This is a genomic window from Faecalibacterium longum (genome assembly GCF_040094125.1).
Lineage (GTDB): Bacteria > Bacillota > Clostridia > Oscillospirales > Ruminococcaceae > Faecalibacterium > Faecalibacterium longum.
In genome coordinates this window covers 103,434-118,861 of sequence record NZ_JBBNIH010000165.1, presented here as the reverse complement: position 1 = coordinate 118,861, position 15,428 = coordinate 103,434, and the positions used below count along the sequence as shown (strand labels likewise).

The 15,428-nt window shown below is 61.0% G+C and carries 13 protein-coding genes and 1 other annotated feature; of the genes, 8 read left to right on the top strand and 5 right to left on the bottom strand.

What is annotated here, in order from left to right; translation table 11 throughout:
• Positions 1 to 312: 312 nt before the first annotated feature.
• Positions 313 to 573 carry a 30S ribosomal protein S20 gene (gene rpsT, locus AAAU26_RS11880; RefSeq protein WP_149793985.1) on the bottom strand — a complete coding sequence of 87 codons (261 nt, stop codon included), beginning with the start codon at positions 571 to 573 and terminating at the stop codon, positions 313 to 315.
• Positions 574 to 751: 178 nt separating this feature from the next.
• On the opposite strand from rpsT, the gene gpr reads away from it, so the two are divergent.
• The 7 genes from gpr to AAAU26_RS11845 all read left to right on the top strand — a co-directional run bounded on the left by gpr (position 752) and on the right by AAAU26_RS11845 (position 7,719).
• Positions 752 to 1,531 carry a GPR endopeptidase gene (gene gpr / locus AAAU26_RS11875; protein ID WP_158395365.1) on the top strand — a complete coding sequence of 260 codons (780 nt, stop codon included), beginning with the start codon at positions 752 to 754 and terminating at the stop codon, positions 1,529 to 1,531.
• 54 nt (positions 1,532 to 1,585) lie between these two features.
• Positions 1,586 to 2,713, top strand: a complete 1,128-nt coding sequence (spoIIP, locus tag AAAU26_RS11870) for a stage II sporulation protein P (protein ID WP_227618660.1) — start codon at positions 1,586 to 1,588, stop codon at positions 2,711 to 2,713.
• Between the two features lie 31 nt (positions 2,714 to 2,744).
• Positions 2,745 to 3,010: a binding site (T-box leader), on the top strand.
• Positions 3,011 to 3,064: 54 nt separating this feature from the next.
• A complete protein-coding gene (gene asnS / locus AAAU26_RS11865; protein ID WP_015564447.1) occupies positions 3,065 to 4,453 on the top strand; it encodes an asparagine--tRNA ligase in 1,389 nt (462 codons plus the stop codon).
• A gap of 179 nt (positions 4,454 to 4,632) precedes the next feature.
• Complete coding sequence (mutY, locus tag AAAU26_RS11860) at positions 4,633 to 5,676, top strand: A/G-specific adenine glycosylase (protein WP_227618659.1); 1,044 nt, start codon at positions 4,633 to 4,635, stop codon at positions 5,674 to 5,676.
• A 143-nt stretch (positions 5,677 to 5,819) separates the two neighbouring features.
• Positions 5,820 to 6,041 carry a phosphatase gene (locus AAAU26_RS11855; protein ID WP_227618658.1) on the top strand — a complete coding sequence of 74 codons (222 nt, stop codon included), beginning with the start codon at positions 5,820 to 5,822 and terminating at the stop codon, positions 6,039 to 6,041.
• Positions 6,042 to 6,162: 121 nt separating this feature from the next.
• On the top strand, positions 6,163 to 7,467 hold the full coding sequence (locus tag AAAU26_RS11850) for a murein hydrolase activator EnvC family protein (protein WP_227618657.1): 1,305 nt from the start codon (positions 6,163 to 6,165) through the stop codon (positions 7,465 to 7,467).
• Between the two features lie 42 nt (positions 7,468 to 7,509).
• Positions 7,510 to 7,719: a hypothetical protein gene (locus AAAU26_RS11845; protein ID WP_227618656.1), complete on the top strand. Its 210-nt coding sequence runs from the start codon at positions 7,510 to 7,512 to the stop codon at positions 7,717 to 7,719.
• 197 nt (positions 7,720 to 7,916) lie between these two features.
• Here the strand turns inward: AAAU26_RS11845 and AAAU26_RS11840 are convergent, their stop codons facing one another.
• The 3 genes from AAAU26_RS11840 to mnmM all read right to left on the bottom strand — a co-directional run bounded on the left by AAAU26_RS11840 (position 7,917) and on the right by mnmM (position 11,653).
• Positions 7,917 to 8,900, bottom strand: coding sequence for an aldo/keto reductase (locus tag AAAU26_RS11840; protein WP_158390493.1), 984 nt, complete (start codon positions 8,898 to 8,900; stop codon positions 7,917 to 7,919).
• Positions 8,901 to 9,040: 140 nt separating this feature from the next.
• Positions 9,041 to 10,645 carry a peptide chain release factor 3 gene (locus tag AAAU26_RS11835; protein WP_227618655.1) on the bottom strand — a complete coding sequence of 535 codons (1,605 nt, stop codon included), beginning with the start codon at positions 10,643 to 10,645 and terminating at the stop codon, positions 9,041 to 9,043.
• 150 nt (positions 10,646 to 10,795) lie between these two features.
• Complete coding sequence (mnmM, locus tag AAAU26_RS11830) at positions 10,796 to 11,653, bottom strand: tRNA 5-(aminomethyl)-2-thiouridylate-methyltransferase MnmM (RefSeq protein WP_227618654.1); 858 nt, start codon at positions 11,651 to 11,653, stop codon at positions 10,796 to 10,798.
• 307 nt (positions 11,654 to 11,960) lie between these two features.
• Here mnmM and AAAU26_RS11825 point away from each other — a divergent pair, with 307 nt between their 5' ends.
• Positions 11,961 to 13,376 (top strand): S1C family serine protease, encoded by a 1,416-nt coding sequence (locus tag AAAU26_RS11825; protein ID WP_227618653.1) that lies wholly within the window; start codon positions 11,961 to 11,963, stop codon positions 13,374 to 13,376.
• A 75-nt stretch (positions 13,377 to 13,451) separates the two neighbouring features.
• Here the strand turns inward: AAAU26_RS11825 and pulA are convergent, their stop codons facing one another.
• Positions 13,452 to 15,401 (bottom strand): type I pullulanase, encoded by a 1,950-nt coding sequence (gene pulA, locus AAAU26_RS11820; RefSeq protein ID WP_227618652.1) that lies wholly within the window; start codon positions 15,399 to 15,401, stop codon positions 13,452 to 13,454.
• Positions 15,402 to 15,428 lie beyond the last annotated feature (27 nt).

The following is a 15,428-nucleotide window of genomic DNA, read 5'->3' as shown; positions in this document are numbered from 1 at the left end:
CGGGGAGAGTGGAGTCCAGAGGTAGGGAGGGGGGATTCGAAACACCCCTCCCTATCTCTGGCCCGCGCGGAGCGCAAAGCCATTTGACCGAAAGAATAAAACCCGCCCCGCGCCACCAGCGCGAGAACCAGCTTAAAGAAAAAACCAGCTCTGCCTCTGGCCCGCGCGGAGCGCATAGCCATTTGGCCATACAATAAAACTCACCCCGCGCCAAAAGCGCGCAAGCTCACTTTACCGTCCCGAAAAATAAAAAACAAAAACCCCCGCACCGGGGTCCCGGTACAGGGGTTTTGTTCGTCAATCAAACTGCGATCAAGCGTTCTTGTTAGCACGCTTTGCCATACGGCTGATCTTGCGGCTAGCGGTGTTCTTTTTGATGACACCCTTAGCGCGAGCCTTGTCGATCGCGGAAACAGCAGCCAGGACGGTTGCGTCCTTGTCAGCGGCATTCGCATCGATGGCAGCGTCTGCCTTCTTGACGACTGTTTTCAGGTTGGTCTTAATGGCCTTGTTGTGAGCCTGCTCTGCAACAGCCTGCACGACACGGTCCTTCTGAGATTTGATGTTAGGCATTCGTTCCACCTCCTTGGCTACCTATAACAGCGCACCTTATGATACCATATTTGCCGTTCCAGCGCAAGCATTTTTTCGATTTTTGTTTCAAAAAGTTTTGATTTTCCCATACTTTTTGTGCCGCGAGGCCCCAAAACCGGCTTTTTGGCGGCAAACAGAGCAGAAAAGAGGGAAAATCATGCGCTTGACAGATATGGCGGACGAGCTCTACACGGCCGCGACTGACCTGCCCGGCGGAGTCCGCGCGGCCACGGCAAAACGGGGCGGCGTGACGGTGACGCGGGTGGAAATCGCCCGGGAGGGCCTCGAAAAGCCCCGGGGGCGGTACGTCACGCTGGAAGTCCCCAGCGTCAGTGTGCTGGACGAGCGGGACGCCGAGGTCATCGAGCAGGCAGCGGACGAGCTGCGGGCGCTTCTGCCGCCGGAGGGGCCGGTGCTGGTGTTGGGCGTGGGCAACCGCCGGGTCACCGCCGACGCCCTCGGCCCCCGCACCGTTCAGAAAATTTTTGTCACGATGGGCGCAGGCCGTCCGCCGGTGAAGGGCATCCGCCCGGTGGCGGCGGTGGCCCCGGGCGTCTCGGCGTCCACCGGTCTGAGCCTGCAGCAGCTGGCCGGTGCGCTGGTGCGGGAAGTGCGGCCCACGGCCCTCATCTGTGTGGACAGCCTCTGCTCGTCGGAACCCCAGCGTCTGGGCCGGACGCTGCAGTTCTCCGACACTGGCCTCTGCCCGGCCCAGCCCGGCAGCAGCAAGCATCTGGACGCGGCCCGTCTGGGCCTGCCAGTGATTGCGGCGGGCATCCCGACCCTGATGATGGCGCAGGAGGGCAAAGACCTCGTGGTGACGCCTCGGGAACTGGACAGCGTCATCGCCCACGGGGCCGCCCTGCTGGGCGCGGCCATTAACCGCGCCTTGCAGCCGAGGCTCAGCATCGCCCAGCTCTGCTGGCTGGTGGGATAAAACCAGGCCGTCCATCATATTGTATGGATAAAACAAAAGGGGAGGGGGCAGTCTATGCGCTATGGCGAGGCCGGGCAGAGCCATCTGCTGCCCTTTCTGGGCGCAGCGGCCCTTTTTGCGGCTCTGACCATCATGGCCCACAGTGTTGTGCTGGGGCTGGCGGCGGTCATCGCCGGGCCTGTCCCGGCGGCGCAGACGGCGCTCTCCCTGAGCCGAAAGGCCGTCTCCGGCGCGGCACAGGAGGAGGCCGCATCTGTGGCCGAAGCCGCCCCTGAAAGCACCGGGACTGCCGCCTCTCAGCCCGAAGCCGCTGCCCCGACAGGCGGCATCGAAAGCTATCTTGTGGAGCTTCTGGGTGACGACGCCCGGCCCGAAGGCGCGGGCGCAGTGATTGAAAAAAATTACCCGCAAGGCAGCGGTGAAAAGTACGTTGCCTGCGGCGCGGGCAGCATCAAGAACAACACCCGACAGACTGCGGCGGACATCGCGGCAGAAATACAGAACCCACTGCCCTTTGGCGTCGAAAAGGACAGCCCTGACCCGCAGATCCTCATCATGCACACCCACGCCACTGAGGACTACCGCCTCTCGGCGGGGCTGTGGTATTCGCCCGGCGACGGCGCCCGTACCACCGACACGAACCTGAATATGTGTGCCGTGGGCCGGGTGATGGCCGACACCCTCAACGCCGCCGGGCTGAACACCCTCCACGACGAGACCCTGAACGACTACCCCAGCTACACCGGCAGCTACGAGAACAGCCGGGCCGTCGTCCAGCGGTATCTGGCGCAGTATCCGAGCATCAAGGTGGTGCTGGACGTCCACCGGGACGCCATCGAGACAGAGGGCGGTTCCCGGATGGCCCCGGTCTGCACCGTGGACGGGCGGCAGGCCGCGCAGGTCATGATCATCTGCGGGTGCGACAACGGCGGCAGCGTCCGGCTGCCGGGCTGGCGGCAGAACCTCCGTTTTGCCGCCGCATGGGAGCGGAGCATGGAGGGGATGTATCCCGGGTTCACCCGGCCGGTGCTGTTCAGCTACCGCTTTTATAATCAGGACCTCACCACCGGCAGTCTGCTCATCGAGATAGGAGGCCACGGCAATAACCTCAACGAGGCCCTCTACGCCGGGCAGCTGGCGGCCAACGGCCTTGTGCAGGCCCTGCTTGGCTCGGATACTTGACGAAACGGCGGCAAAGTGCTATATTTTACTGGTAAATGCAGTGATTGGGAAAAGTAGCGCATCACAACGCCACAGAGAGCGCGGCAGAGCTGGGAGCCGTGCGCGGACGGTGCGTGAACGAACACCCGGGAGCAGCAAACTGAACAGGGCGCAGTGATAAAAATGCGCCGCCAGTAGGTGCGCCGCAGGCTCAGCGTTAACGGAGCAGCGCTTTTACTTGAGCGCGTGAGCGACCGGACACTTCCGGTAATTCAGGTGGCACCGCGGACATTACAAGACAGCTTGTTCGCCCTGAACTTTCAGGGAGAAAAGCTGTCTTTTTCTTTTGTAAAATCGATAAGGAGAAAAACTATGGAACGCACTGAGATCGTTTCGCTGTACAAGAACACCCCCGCCGATGGTACGGTCGTCACCGTATGCGGCTGGGCAAAGAACATCCGCGACTCCAAGAACATCGGCTTCATCGCCCTGTCCGACGGCGGCTGCTTCAAGACCCTGCAGGTCGTGCTGGAAGCCGGCAAGCTGGCAAACTACGATGAGGTCGTCCACACCGGCCTGTACAGCAGCCTGCGTGTCGTGGGCCGCATCGTGCTGACTCCGCAGGCAAAGCAGCCTTTCGAGCTGAATGCTGACAGCGTGGAAATACTGGGCGACTGCCCCGCCGACGAGTATCCGCTGCAGAAAAAGAAGATGAGCATGGAGTATCTGCGCACCATGCCCACCCTGCGCCCCCGCACCAACACCTTCAACGCCGCTTTCCGCGTCCGCAGCGTGGCCGCTTACGCCATCCACAAGTTCTTCCAGGAGAACGGCTTCGTCTACGCCCACTCTCCGCTGCTGACCGCTTCCGACTGTGAGGGTGCCGGCGAGATGTTCCGCGTCACCACCCTCGACCTCGACAACGTCCCCAAGAACGAGGACGGCACCGTCGATTACACCAAGGACTTCTTCGAGAAGCCCGTCAACCTGACCGTTTCCGGCCAGCTGGAAGCCGAGGCCATGGCAATGGCGTTCGGCAAGGTGTACACCTTTGGTCCCACCTTCCGCGCTGAGAAGAGCTTTACCACCCGCCACGCCGCCGAGTTCTGGATGATCGAGCCGGAGATGGCGTTCTGTGATTTGAACGGCTACATGGACACCGCCGAGGCCATGACCAAGTACGTTATCCGCTACGTTCTGGACAACTGCCCCGATGAGATGGCTTTCTTCAACCAGTTCATCGACAAGGGCCTCATCGAGCGCCTTGAGCTGGTGGCAAACAGCGAGTTTGGCCGCATCAGCTACACTGACGCCATCGAGATCCTGAAGAAGAACAACAAGAAGTTCCAGTTCCCCGTGGAGTGGGGCGTGGACATCCAGACCGAGCACGAGCGCTACCTGACCGAGGTGGTGTTCAAGAAGCCTGTCTTCGTCACCGACTACCCGAAGGAGATCAAGAGCTTCTACATGAAGCAGAACGCCGACGGCAAGACCGTCGCCGCAGCCGATATGCTGGTCCCCGGCATCGGCGAGCTCATCGGCGGCAGCCAGCGTGAGGAGGACTACGACAAGCTCGTGACCCGTATGGACGAGCTGGGTCTGGACAAGTCCAGCTACGACTGGTACCTGAACCTCCGCAAGTTCGGCGGCGTGGAGCACGCAGGCTATGGTCTGGGCTTCGAGCGCATGATCATGTACCTCACGGGCATCCAGAACATCCGTGACGTGCTGCCCTTCCCCCGCACGGCTTACGGCTTCTAATCAGTGAGTCAACCTCTCCGTCATTGCTTCGCAATGCCACCTCTCCTGACGAGGAGAGGCTTTGGCAGAACGGGAAACTTTTCCTTTTCGCCAGAGGCTCCCCTCGGTAGGGGAGCTGGCAAAGCCGCAGGCTTTGACTGAGAGGTTTTCTTTTATTTTCAACAAGGAGAGCAAAACAAGTGGAAAACATCGCCCCGGCATTGCTGGAATGGTTCTACAAAAACCAGCGCATCCTGCCTTTCCGCACCGACCCCAGCCCCTACCACGTCTGGCTCAGCGAGATCATGCTGCAGCAGACCCGCGTCTCGGCGGCGCTGCCCTATTATGAGCGCTTCCTCGCCGCCCTGCCGGACATTCCCGCGCTGGCGGCGTGCGAAGAAGAAAAGCTCCACAAGCTCTGGGAGGGGCTGGGCTACTACAGCCGGGTGCGCAATCTGCAAAAGGCGGCGTGCATCGTCTGTGAGCAGTACGGCGGGCAGCTGCCAGCCGACTACGACGCCCTCCGCGCTCTGCCCGGTATCGGGGACTACACAGCGGGAGCCATCGCGTCCATCAGCTTCGGGCTGGCTGTCCCGGCGGTAGACGGAAATGTGCTGCGGGTGTTTTCCAGACTGTATAATGACCCTGGCGTTATTACAGAACCGACAGTAAAACGAGCTTTTACGGCCCGGGTCATGGAGCACCAGCCCCCCGAGAAGGCGGGCGACTACAACCAGGCTCTGATGGAGCTGGGCGCACTGGTCTGTGTGCCGAACGGCTCACCGCTCTGCGAGCAGTGTCCGCTGGCGTCTCTGTGTGAAGCCCGCAGGGCCGGTACGGCGCTGGAACTGCCCCATAAGGCTGCGCCCAAGGCACGGCGCATCGAGCCGGTGACGGTAGTGCTGGCCGAAGATGCCGAAGAGCGCTTCCTGTTGCAGCAGCGGCCCGAAAAAGGTCTTCTGGCCGGTCTGTGGCAGCCGCTTCTGTGGGAGGGCGAAGCCCTCAGCGCCGAAGAAGTCTGCGGCCGGCTGGAAGCGCTGGGCCTTGCCTGTGAGGGCATCGAACCTCTGCCGGCGGCAAAACATATTTTCAGCCACATTGAGTGGCGGATGAGCGGCTATTCTGTCTGCGTCGGCAGTGCGGAAGCTCCGGCGGGCTGTGTCTGGACCAGCCGCGAACAGCTGCAGAACGAATACACCCTGCCCGGCGCATTCAAGGCGTATAAGAAAAAGCTGGGACTCTGAAAAAAGCAAAATTTTGCCTTTTTGGTTGTAATTTTCGTGAAGTCCGGGTATAATAGTTTCAGAATAGACCGAGCCTGTGCCGCGGAACGACCGCTGAAAATAGCTGGACCGCTGGTTCGACCAAAAAGGAGTGTGCTGAACCTATGAAGAAATCCTGTCTGATCGCTGTTATCGCAACGCTGGCTGCTGTGGCTGGTGCGCTGGCTGCTGTGGCTGTTTATCTGCGCCGCCGTGAGAAGGAGCTGGACGAGTACGAGCGTCTGCTGTTCGGCGAGGATACCGCCGCCCCCGCTGAGGAAGAGCCTGCTGAGGCCGAAGACGAGGCCGAAGACGAGGCTGCTCCCGCTGAGGATACTGCCGAATAACGCGGGCCGAAACAGAACAAAATGACGAAGGGCGCACCGGCAGTCTGTAACAGGGCTGTGCCGGTGCGCCTTTTTATACCCTCTCAGGCGCTTGCGCCCAAACTTTAGGAGGAGAGTGCATATGAAGCGGCTTTTGTTATGGCTCATCGGCGTCGCGCTGGGCGTCGTGGTGCTGCTTGCGGCGGTGCTGGGCGTGAGCTATTCGTTCACCTCGGAGGGCGCGAAGCCCGCGTCTGAGGTGCAGTTCGCCGGGCAGGAGCTGGAGCCCAACGGCTGGTGCTGGCAGGTACCGCTGCTGGGCGGGCAGGTGGATAAAGTCTTCGCCAGCCCCCGCACCCTCACGGTGCAGAAGCTGGGCGTCCTCTACGACGCCCACCCGGCCTTCGCTCTGCCCGAGTGGTACAGCTACGGCCCGCTGACCATCACCGATAGCGCGGGCAATGTGGTCTTCGAGGGGACTGCGGCCACCTACGACGATTTTTTGTTCCCGGCCAACGGCGACTATAAGGCCGAGCTGACCGTCTGGCGTCTGCCGGAAAATATGCTGGCCACCCAGTTCGAGGGCGGCAGCACCGGCGAGCTGCGGCAGGACGTCCGGCTCGAAAAGCCCGCGAAGCCCATCGGTTGGTATTATTACTCTTTCCGCTTTACGCTGCAGGCAAGCGCCGAGGTGGAGCTTTCCGCCGAACGGATGGAGCAGGGCGGCACGGTGGCCGCGGCTTTCACCGGCATGGTGGGTGAGACGGCCCCTACGGTGGAAACAGACCTCGGCAATGTGCAGGCTGTCCGTCTGGGCAGCGGGTGGCGAGCCTATATCCCGGCGGCCTACAATGCCGCTGCCGGTGCGCATGAAGTGACCTTTACCGTGGGCGGCGAGACGGTGGTGAAGAACATCACCGTCATCCCGAAGGACTTCGGCACCGTCGAAGTCGAAGCCGAACCGGAAGCCTCCGAAGCTGCCAACACCGAGTTCCGCAATGTCATCTGGCCCCTCTATGAGCAGCCCGCCCGCGAAAAGCTGTGGAGCGGCGGCTTCGCCTGCCCGGCGGAGGATTACATGACCCTCGTGGACTTCGGCCAGACCAAAGTCACCGGCGGCAAGCAGGGCAGCAAATCGAACTCCACGAAACTCTACACCATCCCGGGCGACCCCTGCCGCGCCCCCGCCAACGGCGTCGTGGTGCTGGCCCGGAACCTTGCCCTCACCGGCAACACCGTCGTCATCGACCACGGCTGCGGGCTGCGCAGCTACCTCTACGGGCTGGATGCTCTCTCGGTGAGCGAGGGTCAGAGCGTGGAGCGCGGGCAGGCCGTGGGCGCATTGGGCGAAGACCTGACCATGGACTTCAAGCTCGGCAGCAAGAGCGTGAATCCGTGGCTGCTCTTCCAGACCAGCGGCGGACTGTTCTGGAAGGAGAATGGGTGAGGTCGGCAAATCGGAATTGATATAAAAAAGAAGGACACATAGATGAAAACAGTGGTTCTTTATAATATTATTTCTTTTATCATCCTAGTTGCTTTGACTTTTGTCTTAAGGATTGTTAGTAAGAGTAATTTAAGACAAAATCAACAACTTGTTATTAAAGTCATTGCAACTATTTTAATTGTTTGTGTGATAGCGTTCGTGCTTTTTATTGATGCAATAGCATTTGGCATTATAGGACCAGTTCCAAATTAACAATTCGCGTTTGTGGAGCGAAGCAGAACAATGAAAGCCCCAGTGGGGCTTTTAAGTGACAGAACGGTCTTGCGGCAGCAAGATGGAGGGGCCTCGCCCCGACAAGTTCAAGTTTATCATAAAGAATCCAGATATAAAACGAGCAGAGCCTCTACCTTTCGGTGGAGGCTCTGCTCGTTTCATATCTGCGGTTTTGCTCAGGAAATGGCGTCCACATCCCACTTCATCTGGACGGCGTCGGCGCCTTCCAGTGCGATGTGGAGCGCACCGGCGTTGTCGATGGCCTGCTCCGGCGTCCGTGCGCCGCACAACACGTGCAGGCCGGGGATCATCCGGGCCGTCAGGGCGATGACCAGCTGCGCCTTGGTGCAGTGGTACTTCTCGCAGAGGTCAGACCAGCTGTCCAGCAGCCGGATGGCCTGCGCCCGGCGGGCGGGCTGGAAGCAGGGGTTCGTGTTCCGGGTGCTGCCCTCGGGGTAGGTGGTGTCCATGGTCACCTTGCCGGTGAGCAGACCCTGCTCCAAGGGAGAATAAGCCTGAATGGACACGCCCAGCTCCTTGCAGGTGGGCAGCAGCTGCTTTTCGATGCGGCGGGTCAACAGGCTGTACTTTTCCTGAATGACATCCAGCTGGCCGTATTTGCAGTAGCCGCGGATGAACTCAGCGGTGGTGTTGGACGCGCCGATGGCACGAATTTTGCCCTGCTCCTTGAGCTTCATCATGGCTTCGACGGTCTCTTCCAGCGGGAAGATGGAAAGGTCCGGCGTCTGCCAGTGGGTGTAGAGCACGTCCAGATGGTCGGTGCCGAGACGGCGCAGGCTGTCTTCCACATCCTCGATGATGCTCTTGGCCGACAGGTCGCGGTAGGTCTGCACGCCGTCCACCACCTTGTGGAGAACGGGGCTTTCGTGCCGCCACTCGAGGCCGCACTTGGTGGAGAGGATGACCTTGTCCCGGTCGATGTGGCGCAAAGCCTCGCCCACCACCTCTTCGCTGTGGTAAAGCCCGTAGATGGGGGCGGTGTCTATCCAGGTGATGCCCTGCTCCACGGCAGTCTCGATGGCTTTTACCGACAGGGCGTCGTCGTTGTCGCCCCACCAGCTGCCGCCGCCGATGGCCCAGGTGCCAAGCCCCAGAAATGGTGCGGAGAGGCCGCTTTTGCCAATGTTACGTTTTTCCATAAATCGTTACCTTCTTTTCCGGCAGCGCCCCGCGAAGGGGGGTGTTGTCGCTGACTGGTATATATTGTTGTATTTTAAATTTATTCCAAAAAGAGCTGCCATGCAGGTCTTCTGCACAGCAGCTCTTGGGAACCTGTAACTTAAATATTGCCAAATTCGCTCAGCTTTAACGTCTCATTGTGCGTTTCAGCCCAGCGGATAGCCCAATCGGAGGTGAACAGGAGCAGGCGGTTGCCCTTCATGTCCTCGACGGCCTTGGTGTCGCTGGTGAGGTCGAGGTCACGCAGGACGTAGGTGTCGGGGTCGTTCTGGATCCAGCGCAGCTGCTCGAAGGGGAGCTGCTGCATCCGGATCTCGACGTTGTACTCGGTGTTCAGACGGTACTCCAGCACTTCCAGCTGCAGCACGCCGACGACGCCGACCACGACTTCTTCCATGCCGCCGCCCACTTCGCGGAAGATCTGGATAGCGCCCTCCTGAGCGATCTGCTCCATGCCTTTCACGAACTGCTTGCGCTTCATGGTGTCCTTCTGCTCGATGCAGGCAAAGTGCTCGGGGGAGAAGGTGGGGATGCCGGCGAACTCGATCTTCTTCTTGCCGGTACACAGGGTGTCGCCGATGGAGAAGATGCCCGGGTCGAACAGGCCGATGATGTCGCCTGCGTAGGCTTCATCGACGATGGCGCGGTCCTGCGCCATCAGCTGGGTGCCGGTGGCCAGCTTGATGTTCTTGCCCTCCTGCACGTGGTAGGCTTCCATGCCGCGCTCGAACTTGCCCGAGCAGATGCGCATGAAGGCGATACGGTCGCGGTGGGCTTTGTTCATGTTGGCCTGAATTTTGAAGATGAAGGCAGAGAACTCATCGCGGCAGGGGTCAACGGCCTCGCCGGTCAGGCTGTCCACGCGGGCCAGCGGGGTGGGGGTGAGGCGGAGGAAGTTCTCGAGGAAGGGCTCGACGCCGAAGTTGGTCAGCGCAGAGCCGAAGAACACGGGGCTCAGCTCGCCGCGCAGCACGCGGTCGAGGTCAAATTCCTCGGCAGCACCGTCCAGAAGCTCAATTTCGTCCACCAGCTGCTGGTGCAGGTAGGGGGTCAGCAGTTCGTCCAGTGCGGCATCGCCCAGCTCGGCCTCGGTCTCTTCGACTTTCTTGACGCCGTTGGCGCGGCCGTCGCTGGAGAAAGCAAGCACTTTGCGGGTGTTGCGGTCGAACACGCCCTTGAACTCCTTGCCGCAGCCGATGGGCCAGTTCATGGGGTAGGTCTTGATGCCCAGAATTTCTTCGATGTTCTCCATCAGCTCGAAGGGGTCGCGGGCCTCGCGGTCCATCTTGTTGATGAAGGTGAAGATGGGGATATGGCGCAGGGTGCAGACCTTGAACAGCTTGATGGTCTGGGCCTCGACGCCCTTTGCGGCGTCGATGACCATGACAGCCGAGTCGGCTGCCATCAGGGTGCGGTAGGTGTCCTCCGAGAAGTCCTGATGGCCCGGGGTGTCCAGAATGTTCACGCACTTGCCTGCGTAGTTGAACTGCAGCACAGAGGAAGTGACGGAGATGCCGCGCTGCTTCTCGATGTCCATCCAGTCGGACACGGCGTGCTTTGCGCTCTGCTTGCCCTTGACAGAGCCTGCCTGATTGATGGCTCCGCCGTACAGCAGCAGCTTTTCGGTCAGCGTCGTTTTGCCGGCGTCGGGGTGGCTGATGATAGCAAACGTCCGGCGGCGCTCGATTTCTTCACGATTTGTCATAAAAGTTTCGTTCTCCTGAGATGCGGCCCCGCGAAGGGCCGGGTGGATGTATCAGCAAACAATAGGGTCTGTTTACATGGGAAACTCTCCTATAAAATTACATACAACGCTTATTTTAACAGAAAATCCACATGGATGCAAGAGTTTTTGCTATTTTTTCAGAATAAGGCAGGGCAGGGGCGCGGTGTCGGCCCAGTTGGCAAAATCGCACACCAGTACGGTATATTTTTCCAGCGGGAGAGCCCGCAGCCAGCCGAGGATGCTCTGCTTTTCGTCCGTGCCGATAACGCGACCGCTGTAGAGGATGGCGCTGAGCACGCCGCCGGTGCGCAGCGCCGCGAGGGCGGCTTCCAGCGCAGGGATGCTGCTGTCTGCTGTGGAGAAGACGCTGTGGTCGGCCCCGGGCAGCCAGCCTAAGTTGAACATCACGATATCCGCCGTGCCGGGCCGGACATACTGTAAGAGGTTCGCGTGGCTGTCGCAGATAAGCTCTGCCGTAAGGCCCTGCTTTTCGAGTCGGGCGCGGGTGGAAGTGATGGCCTCGGGCTGGATGTCGAAGCCCAGCACCCGGCCTTCCGGGCCGACAAGGCGGCAGAGGAACGCCGTGTCGCCGCCGTTGCCGCAGGTGGCGTCGATGCAGAGCTTCGGGTGGGGGAGATGGGCGGCAAGATAGTCCTGCACGAAGCGCACCGCCGTCAGATCGGGGGTGCGGCGGCGGACGAGCCGCCCATCCTCAGGCGCAAAGCCGAATTTCTGCCAGAACAGCCCTTCGCCCTTGTCGGCGGGCAGGGGCGCGGTGAACACCGTCGCAGCCTCCCGGTCATAACCGCCGAACCGGCGCAATATCTCTTTTAACAGGTAGGAGCCGTAGCCCTTCCGCCGCCACTGGGACAGGACGGACAGGGCCGTGATGTCCGCGCCTTTTGGGGTGGGGGTGACGTCGCACTGGCCGATGATGTCGGCCTCTTTATAAAGGGCAAAGCCCATTTGCGTGGCGCTGATTTTCATAGAAACTCCTTAGGACTTGGAAGCTGTTCCCATAACCATTGCACACCGTCTGAACGGCTTTTTTGACCGCATTCTGTGTTGCTTTCCCTTGCAATCCGTCAGGATTGCTGCGGAAAATCGCCTTGCCTGCGGGCAAAAAATCTCGTTTATCCGGCGCACTCTGGCTATGGAAACAACTTCTGATTTCACACATTCTTCACTGGGGAAACGATTGATTTTCACAATTAGCAGATAGAATAAAACCGTGCCAGAGAGGAGCGGAAAAGCTCTTCCCCCGACCATATCCCTTAGAAAGGAAGTAATCACGATGGATGAAAACAAATGGGAATATGACTATTCCTCTTCCAATAATCCTGCCGGTGATACCGGCTACCCAAATGTGGGGTCCAGCGGCATGAACACCGCAAACACTGCTTCTGCCTTCAGCGAGAGCACCCAGCCTTCCGGCGGCACAACGCCGCCCCCCGCAGGCCCGCAGAACACAGCCCCTGCCGCGCCGAAAAAGCCCAGGAAGAACGCAGGCAAGGCTGTAAAGAGCATCGTCGCTCTGGTGCTGGCCGCAGCCATGGGCTTTATGGGCGGCTTTGTGGGCGCACGTTTCGGCGGCAATAACAAGGTCATCATCCAGCAGGTGGAACGGTCCGACAGCTCTTCGGCAGACTCTGAGAGCGCGGCCGAAGGCACGACTGTTTCCAGCGGCATGAACACCGCACAGGTGGCCAAGACCGTCAGCCCCAGCGTCGTGGTCATCACCACCGAGCAGGTGGTCTACTCCCAGTGGTCCTGGTACGGCCAGAGCCAGGTGGAGAGCGGCGCCGGCAGCGGCGTCATTATCAGCTCGGACGGCTACATCCTCACCTGTGACCATGTCGTGAGCGGCGCGTCCAACATCACCGTCACCATCGGCGACAAGGACTACCCTGCCACCGTCGTGGGCGAGGATTCCACCAGCGACATCGCCGTCATCAAGATCGATGCCGACGGCCTGACCCCCGCCATCGTGGGCGACAGCGACAAGCTGGCTGTGGGCGACAACGTGCTGGCCGTGGGCAACCCGCTGGGTGAGCTGGGCGGCACCGTCACCAGCGGCATCGTCAGCGCCCTGAACCGCAGTGTCTCCATCCAGAGCTCCAGCTCTGTCAACACCATGTCCCTCATTCAGATGGATGCTTCTGTCAGCCCCGGCAACTCCGGCGGTGGCCTGTTCAACATGAACGGCGAGCTGATCGGCATCGTCAACGCAAAGTCTTCCAGCTCTGACGCTGAGGGTCTGGGCTTCGCCATCCCCATCAACGACGCCATCAAGGTGGCGCAGGACCTGCTGGAGAACGGTTACGTCACGGGCCGTCCCTACATGGGCATCACCTATCTGGCTGTCACCGACGCACAGACGGCGGCACAGCTGGGCGTCAACGCCTACGGCATCTACGTCGTGGACGTCGTGTCCGGCGGCCCAGCCGATAAGGCGGGCCTCAAGGCCGGCGACCGCATCGTCAGCATCGACAACACTGAGGTGGCCCAGAAGACCGACCTTGGCACCCTGATGCAGGAACACTCCGCCGGGGACACGCTGTCCATCACCATCGCCCGCGACGGCCAGATGCAGACCGTCAGCCTGACGCTGGGCGAAAAGAACGCCTCCAACAGCGGCAATGGCACCAACGGCGCATCCCGTCAGGAGAAGTCTGCCGAGTCTGCACCTCAGCAGGACCCGCAGGGCTAAAAGTTAAGACATCCCCCAGAAGTTCCTTTCTTCTTGTTGGGCGGCTCGCCGCGTAAAGCGGCGGGCCGCTTTTTGTTATACCTGGCCGAAAATCGTTGCACTGCATGGCAGCAGTGTCACTTCGCCGCCGCAGACCCGGCTGGGGCCTTTCCAGAGCGCAGACGATACGCCGTCGCTCAGCAATTTCCACTGGCCGTCGGGCAGGTGGGCCCGTTTTTCTTCTTCCGTGGGATTGTAAAAGACGCAGAGCGCCCGCCATGCCGCGCCGTCGCCGGGTGCGGCGGGCAAAGTCCAGCCCACGAGGGGCTGTTCCAGCGAGAAAAACTTGATAGCCGCCGGGCTGGCCGCGTCCGGGGCGCTCAGGCGGGGGAACTGCGCCCGCAGGCCCAGAAGCCCCCGGTAATAGTCCACCAGTCTGTGGAACTGCGCGGCTCGTTTCCAGTCCAGACGGTTGAGGGAGGGCGAAGAGCGGTAGGTGTTGCCCTGACCTTTTTTGGTGCGGGCGAACTCCTCGCCGGCCTGCATGAAGGGCATCCCCATGCAGGTGAGATAAATGCCCGCCGCCAGCCGGTTCTGGGCCAGCGCCGCCGAGTCGGCGGCAGTGTACTCGGGACGGGCGTACCGGACGAGCATCAGTTTGTCCCAGAGAGTGAAATTGTCGTGGGCAGAGACATAGCTGACGATTTGGGCGGGCGAATGGGCGGGCATCTTGTCGCTGCGGCACCACGCGGCCACGGCCCCGCCGATGTCCCAGAAGCTGCCCGGCCTGCCCTCGACGTAACCCGGCTCCCGGGCGTCAAAACAGCCGCCCTTGATGACGTCGCGGGTGCTGTCGCAGAAGATGCCGATGCGCTCGGACAGCATGGCGAGGTTCGCCTTGTTGGCCTCGTACCGGTGGAGCTGGCTTCCGCCGCCCTGCCACGGCTCACCGTACATCAGGATGTTTCTGCCGCACGGCAGAGCGTCCAGCGCGGCCCGCAGTTCGTTCATGGTGTCCACGTCATAGAGGCCCATGAGGTCGAAGCGGAAGCCGTCGATGTGATATTCCTGCGCCCAGTAGAGCACCGAGTCGATGAGGTATTTCCGGGCCATGGGCCGCTCGCTGGCAAACTCGTTGCCGCAGCCGCTGCCGTTGGAGAAGCTGCCGTCCGGGTTCTGCCGGAAAAAATAATAAGGCACCGTGCTGTTCAGCGGGTTCTCGTTGCGGTACATATGATTGTACACCACGTCCATGACGACGCCGATGCCCGCCGCGTGGAGGGCGGCTATCATCTCCTTGCACTCCCGCACCCGGACTTCGCCTTTCGTGGGGTCGGTGGAGTAGCTGCCCTCGGGGATGTTGTAGTTGGTGGGGTCGTAGCCCCAGTTGTACTGCCGGGTGAGAGGGCGGCTCTCGTCCACACTGCCGAAGTCGAAGATGGGCATCAGCTGCACATAGCCCACTCCCAGCCGCTTGAGGTAGTCGAGGCAGGTGGGGAAGGTGCCGGCGGAAGAAAGGGTGGTTCCTTTCTGGGTAAAGGCCATGAATTTGCCCCGCCATGCATTCCGAACGCCGCAGGCCGGGTCTTGCGAGAAGTCACGGACGCTGACCTCCCACACCGTCCGGCGGGAGGCCGGGACGATGACCCGGTGGTCGTGGTTCCAGTCGGGCGGGTCGATGCGGGGCGCGTCTAAAATCATGCTCCGCAGGCCGTTGACGCCTGCCGTCCGGGCGTAGGGGTCGCCCGTCTCGTATGCTGTGCCGTCCACCTCGACGGTAAAGGTATAGTAATGTCCGTGCTGGTCGCCGGGCAGATAAACCGACCAGACGCCCTGCCCGTGCTGTTCCAGCGGCAGGGTCCCCATGCAGGCCCCGCCGTCGCCCCGGCGGTAGAGGTTGACTGATACCTTCTGCGCCGTGGGCGCCCAGAGCCGGAGCCGGGTGCCGGAGGGGTTATATTCCGGCCCCAGAGGGCCGCTGTAGTTTGTCTGCCGTGCAAAGGCGCTGCTCTCGAACAGCGTTTTCCACTCTGCGGGCGTTTTCATTTCGTTCCATTCCCTTCGCATATCAAA

Excerpts from the sequence above, each read along its gene's own strand:
- AAAU26_RS11840 (WP_158390493.1), bottom strand. The coding sequence starts at position 8,900 with ATGGAAAAACGTAACATTGGCAAAAGCGGCCTCTCCGCACCATTTCTG.
- mnmM (WP_227618654.1), bottom strand. The coding sequence starts at position 11,653 with ATGAAAATCAGCGCCACGCAAATGGGCTTTGCCCTTTATAAAGAGGCC.
- AAAU26_RS11835 (WP_227618655.1), bottom strand. The coding sequence starts at position 10,645 with ATGACAAATCGTGAAGAAATCGAGCGCCGCCGGACGTTTGCTATCATC.
- asnS (WP_015564447.1), top strand. The coding sequence starts at position 3,065 with ATGGAACGCACTGAGATCGTTTCGCTGTACAAGAACACCCCCGCCGAT.
- AAAU26_RS11825 (WP_227618653.1), top strand. The coding sequence starts at position 11,961 with ATGGATGAAAACAAATGGGAATATGACTATTCCTCTTCCAATAATCCT.
- AAAU26_RS11850 (WP_227618657.1), top strand. The coding sequence starts at position 6,163 with ATGAAGCGGCTTTTGTTATGGCTCATCGGCGTCGCGCTGGGCGTCGTG.
- rpsT (WP_149793985.1), bottom strand. The coding sequence starts at position 573 with ATGCCTAACATCAAATCTCAGAAGGACCGTGTCGTGCAGGCTGTTGCA.
- AAAU26_RS11845 (WP_227618656.1), top strand. The coding sequence starts at position 7,510 with ATGAAAACAGTGGTTCTTTATAATATTATTTCTTTTATCATCCTAGTT.
- AAAU26_RS11855 (WP_227618658.1), top strand. The coding sequence starts at position 5,820 with ATGAAGAAATCCTGTCTGATCGCTGTTATCGCAACGCTGGCTGCTGTG.
- gpr (WP_158395365.1), top strand. The coding sequence starts at position 752 with ATGCGCTTGACAGATATGGCGGACGAGCTCTACACGGCCGCGACTGAC.
- spoIIP (WP_227618660.1), top strand. The coding sequence starts at position 1,586 with ATGCGCTATGGCGAGGCCGGGCAGAGCCATCTGCTGCCCTTTCTGGGC.
- pulA (WP_227618652.1), bottom strand. The coding sequence starts at position 15,401 with ATGAAAACGCCCGCAGAGTGGAAAACGCTGTTCGAGAGCAGCGCCTTT.